At 57.0% G+C, this 5,096-nt stretch carries 5 protein-coding genes; 4 read left to right on the top strand and 1 reads right to left on the bottom strand.

Annotation, left to right across the window (positions count from 1 at the left end):
- Positions 1-186: 186 nt before the first annotated feature.
- The 4 genes from EP867_RS18735 to EP867_RS18720 all read left to right on the top strand — a co-directional run bounded on the left by EP867_RS18735 (position 187) and on the right by EP867_RS18720 (position 4,731).
- Positions 187-1,707, top strand: a complete 1,521-nt coding sequence (locus tag EP867_RS18735) for a UbiA family prenyltransferase (RefSeq protein WP_128490966.1) — start codon at positions 187-189, stop codon at positions 1,705-1,707.
- Positions 1,704-2,960: an ArnT family glycosyltransferase gene (locus tag EP867_RS18730; RefSeq protein WP_164888955.1), complete on the top strand. Its 1,257-nt coding sequence runs from the start codon at positions 1,704-1,706 to the stop codon at positions 2,958-2,960. Before EP867_RS18735 ends, EP867_RS18730 begins: the two co-directional genes overlap by 4 nt.
- Positions 2,957-3,322 (top strand): DMT family transporter, encoded by a 366-nt coding sequence (locus EP867_RS18725; RefSeq protein ID WP_128490964.1) that lies wholly within the window; start codon positions 2,957-2,959, stop codon positions 3,320-3,322. Before EP867_RS18730 ends, EP867_RS18725 begins: the two co-directional genes overlap by 4 nt.
- A 203-nt stretch (positions 3,323-3,525) precedes the next feature.
- Complete coding sequence (locus EP867_RS18720) at positions 3,526-4,731, top strand: hypothetical protein (protein ID WP_128490963.1); 1,206 nt, start codon at positions 3,526-3,528, stop codon at positions 4,729-4,731.
- Between the two features lie 55 nt (positions 4,732-4,786).
- Here EP867_RS18720 and EP867_RS19960 read toward each other — a convergent pair.
- A partial coding sequence (locus tag EP867_RS19960; RefSeq protein WP_206616384.1) for a hypothetical protein occupies positions 4,787-5,096 on the bottom strand: 310 nt, incomplete at its 5' end.

The following is a 5,096-nucleotide window of genomic DNA, read 5'->3' as shown; positions in this document are numbered from 1 at the left end:
GGATTGTGACGATCCCACCTTGGCACAAAGATGCCGTCGGGGGGCGGTTACAACATCAGAGTCGCGGCGAGGGCCAATAAAATCGTTTTTGTTTGTCACTTCCTATCTAAATTGGGATACCGTCGGAATAGCTATTTTAGTTGTATTGCGGCAACTTGTTAATTGGTGACCGGTCGAGGGCGGACTATGACGGAAGAAATACAAACCCAACCGGTCACCGGCTCTGCCTTGACCGATCCGCTGCTCGGTCCTGACTTGCCCCAAACCGGGGCAACGGTTCCGCTGGTTATCGATCTGGACGGCACATTATGCCGCAGCGACACGCTGCATGAGGGAATGCTCAGCCTGATTGCACGGCAACCGACAGCGCTGTTGCGACTACCCTCGTGGCTTGCCAGAGGAAAATCCGCATTCAAACGACAGATCGCCGATCTGTCTGTCCTAGATCCTGCACTTCTGCCCTATGACAGCGATGTGCTGGAAATGATTGCGCAGGCAAGAACTGAAGGGCGACAGGTGGGGCTGGTCTCTGCCGCCGATCATAGGCAGGTCGAGGCCGTGGCCGCGCATCTTGGTATCTTCAGTCTGGCCGTCGGCTCGGGCAGCCTTGGCACCGATGGCAACCTGCGCGGCAAGGCCAAGGCCGACTTCCTTATCGCTCAATTTGGCGCACAGGGGTTCGACTATCTAGGTGACAGCGCTACTGATTTACCGGTCTGGAAGGCGGCAAGGCATGCATTTGGGGTGCGGCTTCCGCCTGCCCTGCAGCGTCGCGCGGCGTCCGAAGGCATAGCTCTGGGTGGGATCGGCAGCACGGGCGGCTGGCCCATCCGGGCGTTGATCCGAGCCTGCCGCCCCCATCAATGGGCCAAGAACCTGCTGATCCTGCTGCCGGTGCTGGCATCTCAGGATCTGGACGGGCTGCCCGCCGCGCTCCTGGCGATGCTGTGCTTTTCGCTGACGGCCTCGGCGATCTATATCGTCAACGACCTGCTGGACCTGCCCTCGGATCGCGTCCATCCGCGCAAGCGCAACCGCCCCTTTGCCTCGGGCGCGGCCAATGCAGTACAGGGGCTGACGGTATCGGCGGGATTGCTGGTGGTCTCGATGCTCTTGGCAGGACTGTTCCTGCCAGTGAATTTCCTGTGGATCCTGCTGTTCTATCTGGTGACGACAACGCTTTATTCGCTGTCGTTCAAGCGCAAGATGATGGCCGACGTGATCGGATTGGCGGCGCTTTACACGTTGCGCATCGTCGCGGGCAGCATGGCGACCGGCATCGTGCTGTCGCCGTGGCTGCTGGTATTTTCGATGTTCCTGTTTTTTGCCCTAGCCACGATAAAACGTCAGGCCGAACTTGAGGATCTGGCCCTGCGTGGCAAGACTGCGACCGAGGGCCGCAATCTGATGGTCGCGGATCTGCCCATCTATCAGGCGATGTCCATCGCTGCGGCGCAGGCGGCTGTTCTGGTCTTTGCGCTGTATTCTCAGGATAATCAGGTTCAGCAGCATTTCGGCAACCCGGACCTGCTGTTGCTGATCTGCCCGGTTCTGATGTTATGGATCGGCCGGATGCAACTGATGACCCGTCGCGGCTTCATGACCGACGATCCGATCGTGTTCACCCTGCGCGACCGGGTCAGCCTGCTTTGCGGAGTGCTGATGTTGGTGATCTTTCTTGTTTCCGCACTGGGGGGATGGGCATGAAATCCCATGTGACAACCTGGTCCGACCTGCCGGGCGGTTTCTGGAAGCTGCTGCTGATCGGGATGGGGCTGCGCATCCTGTGGGCCTTTGCGATACCCGTGCTGCCAGTGTCGGACAGCTTGGCCTATCATCAATTCGCGCGAACGCTGGTCGATCACGGCGTCTATGGTTGGAGCGCGCTGGAGCCCACCGCCTATTGGGCGGTCGGAACATCGGGGCTGGTCGCCTTCACCTATCTGTTCACCGACAGCTATGTCGGGGTGGTGATCCTGAACCTGATTGCGGGATTCATGATCCTGACGCTGTCGCATCATCTGGCGGCGCGCTGGTTCGCCCCCCGGGTCGGGCTTCTGGCCATGGCGCTGGTCGCGTTCTGGCCGAACTTGATCTTCTTCACGACGATCCTGTCGAGCGAGTTGTTCTTTATCGCCATGACCCTTGCCGGGCTGTTCTTCTGGCAAAGACCGGTCGGCAATCCGATGGCGAACCTGATCCTGGCGGGGCTGGTCTGGGGGCTGACCTCTTATATCCGGCCGGTGATCCTTTTGGTGCCGGTCGCGCTGGCGCTGGTCGATCTGGTCCGCGGCCCGCGCCGTTTCGCCGTCACCGCCATGGAGGCCGGGATCGCCGTGCTGCTGATTATGCTGATCGCTATGCCCTGGACCATGCGCAACCAGCAGGTCTTTGGTACGCCGGTCATGATCTCGACCAATTTCGGCCCCAATCTGTGGATGGGCAACAACCCGGCCAGCAATGGCGGGTACATGGAACTGCCGCCCGAGGTCGGTCCCATGTCCGAGATCGAGCGCAGCGATTACCTAAAGGCTGAGGCGAAGCAATTCACTATCGAAAATCCCGGCGCGGCGATCCGGCTGCTGGGCGTGAAGCTGGTGAAGCTTAATATCCGCGAAACCATCGGTGTCGTCTGGAACGAAGTGCATCTGCGCGATATGATCGGTGATCGCGGAGTATTGGGCGCCAAACTGATCGCCACCGGATATTGGTATCTGCTTCTGGCTGGGGCACTGACTGGTATGGTAGCGATTGGGCGACGGCAGGGTATCACCGCGGCATTCTTTAACCCGCCGGTCGCGCTGTGGGGCTATTTCACTGCGCTGCATGTGGTGGTGGTGGCTGAGGATCGCTATCATATGCCCTCCGCCCCCTTTATCGCGATACTGGCGGCGGTTGCGCTGCACGCGCTGTTGTTGCAGCCGCGCACACCGCCGGGTAAGAAGGCATTTCCCGCATGAACCACTGGTTGCTGATCATGATCGCCGCAGGGTCGAACGTGGCGCTGAACCTGTGCCTGAAAAAGGGCGGGCAGGGGCTGAATGTCTCCAGCCCCTGGGCCATCGCCATGTCGATCCTGACATCGGGCTGGATGTGGCTTGCGGTGCTGAGTGCCGGTTTCTTGTTGACCGCTTTCGTGGCAGCTATCCGCCTCTATTCTCTGAGCCTGACTTATACCGTCGTCACTGCTCTGGCGATGGTGTTGCTGACGGTAATTGGGATGTTGCTGCATCAGGAAAGCGTCAATCCGGCGCGTATCGCAGGACTTGGGCTTATCATCGCAGGCTTGGCAGTGACGGCAATGGCGGGCGGATCGTCTTGATACAGTCTCTTGTCAAAAGGCGTGCCAATCAGCACTCCGATAGGCGTTGTTGCGCAACAACGCCTATCCTGTGTAGAAATGAGCCTGAATTAAAGAACCAGACTTTCAAAATGTTTTTTGACGCGACTTAAGGGAAAGAATGTCTCAGATTTTTTTCGCTGATAGTCGTTATATGATGCGCTTGCCAATTTCGGAGACATATCGTGCCGCCTCTGGTCCCGCGTTTTTTTTCTGCCTTTGCTATGGTAATTTTTGCTATCGGCCAGATATACCTTGTTCCAAAGGTAGTTGATGTTTCGGATGGGTTAGACTTTAGGCTGGTATGGCTAGCCGGGGATCTATGGAATAATGGAATAAACCCCTACTCTGACCGTTTTAATCAGGAATATCTTCAACGGTTTGGACTCGGTCCACAAAGTCATTTCTGGGTTTATCCACCCTCGTTCCAGCCACTGGCAGGATTTTTGGCGCGCCTGGATTTCGTGCATGCGCTTCAGGTCTGGAATATTCTGAACTTCTGTTTTCTGCATTTGGCTAGTCTATTGGTGGCGCGAACTATCACCTCGGCTGAAAGTGCTGATGTACTATCCGTTTATTTGCTCATCGTTGGCTTGGCATCGATGATGCAAGCAACGGCGGTGGCCATTTCAATCGGTCAAACCTCGTTTCTGGTTTATCTTGGTATCGCCCTGCTGATCTATGGCTATCGGACGAGGCAGGTGGTTTATGTGGCAGCAGCACTGACTATCGTCGGCTTAAAGCCAAGCGTCGGGATAGTACTGTTCTGCGCTGTGTTCGCCTCTGCTCACCTGCGCTGCGCGATCATTCCGGCAGTTATGATGCACGCATTGCTAGTGATGGTTTCTGCCGCGCAAATGGGGCTCATGGCGGATATGATCGGGTTTTTTGGCGCTGTGAGTTCCTATGCGACAGAGGGCGGCCCCGCCAATGCGGCTGAAAATTTGATCGGATTGGTACAGATTGCCAATCTGTTTGGATTATATCTGAACGGCACAATCCTGCTTCTGGTCGCTTGCGGGACAGCGTTTCTGATCGGCTGGTGGGCGCCCGACTGGGCGCTGCTGACGATCTCTCTGGTCTGCATCATTGGGCTGCTGGTCGTGCCGTTACATAGCTACGATTTGACCTTTACGGTCATCGTTGTCGCGCCGACGCTATGTGCGCGATTTTTTCCGCGCTCGATTTTTTTGCTCATGGGTTTTGTGCTGCTGTTCCGTGCCGAGAATCTAGCGCGAGTGACAGGGATCACTAATCCGGACGGGCACATCTTTCCCGGTAGCCTGATTGAGACTATTGGTCTACTGGTTCTGGCGATAGCCACGTACGCCTGCTGGTTTGGCGCCGAACGTCTAGACGGTGACCCGAAATCCAAAGTGAGTAGGTCATGATACGGTCCATCACGCGCCTTGAGTTCATTGAGGCTCAGACAGATTTTTGAAATCCCTAACGGAAGAAACGCTTCCAAAACCCTTCGGACTGTGAAGCAGGCAAGGGTTCTGGATGGGTAACAGGCACAGCCTTTTCCTGCGCTGTGCGCAGGTCTGACAGCAAACCGGTTGCCTGCTGGCGCCACTTGTCCCGATCTTCCCGCAAGTCTGTGATCACCGCTTCCTTATCGGCCAGCCGCTCCTGCGCCGCTTCAAGACGCGCCTGCAACTCTCTGATAAGCCCATCATTTGCGGTGTTTGCTGTCTTGCAATTACCCACAAGTTTCCGGCTGCAGCTTTGCCATGCGGGCTCCTTCGAGGAGATC

Source organism: Falsigemmobacter intermedius (genome assembly GCF_004054105.1).
Lineage (GTDB): Bacteria > Pseudomonadota > Alphaproteobacteria > Rhodobacterales > Rhodobacteraceae > Wagnerdoeblera > Wagnerdoeblera intermedia.
This window is presented reverse-complemented; position numbering and strand designations above follow the sequence as displayed.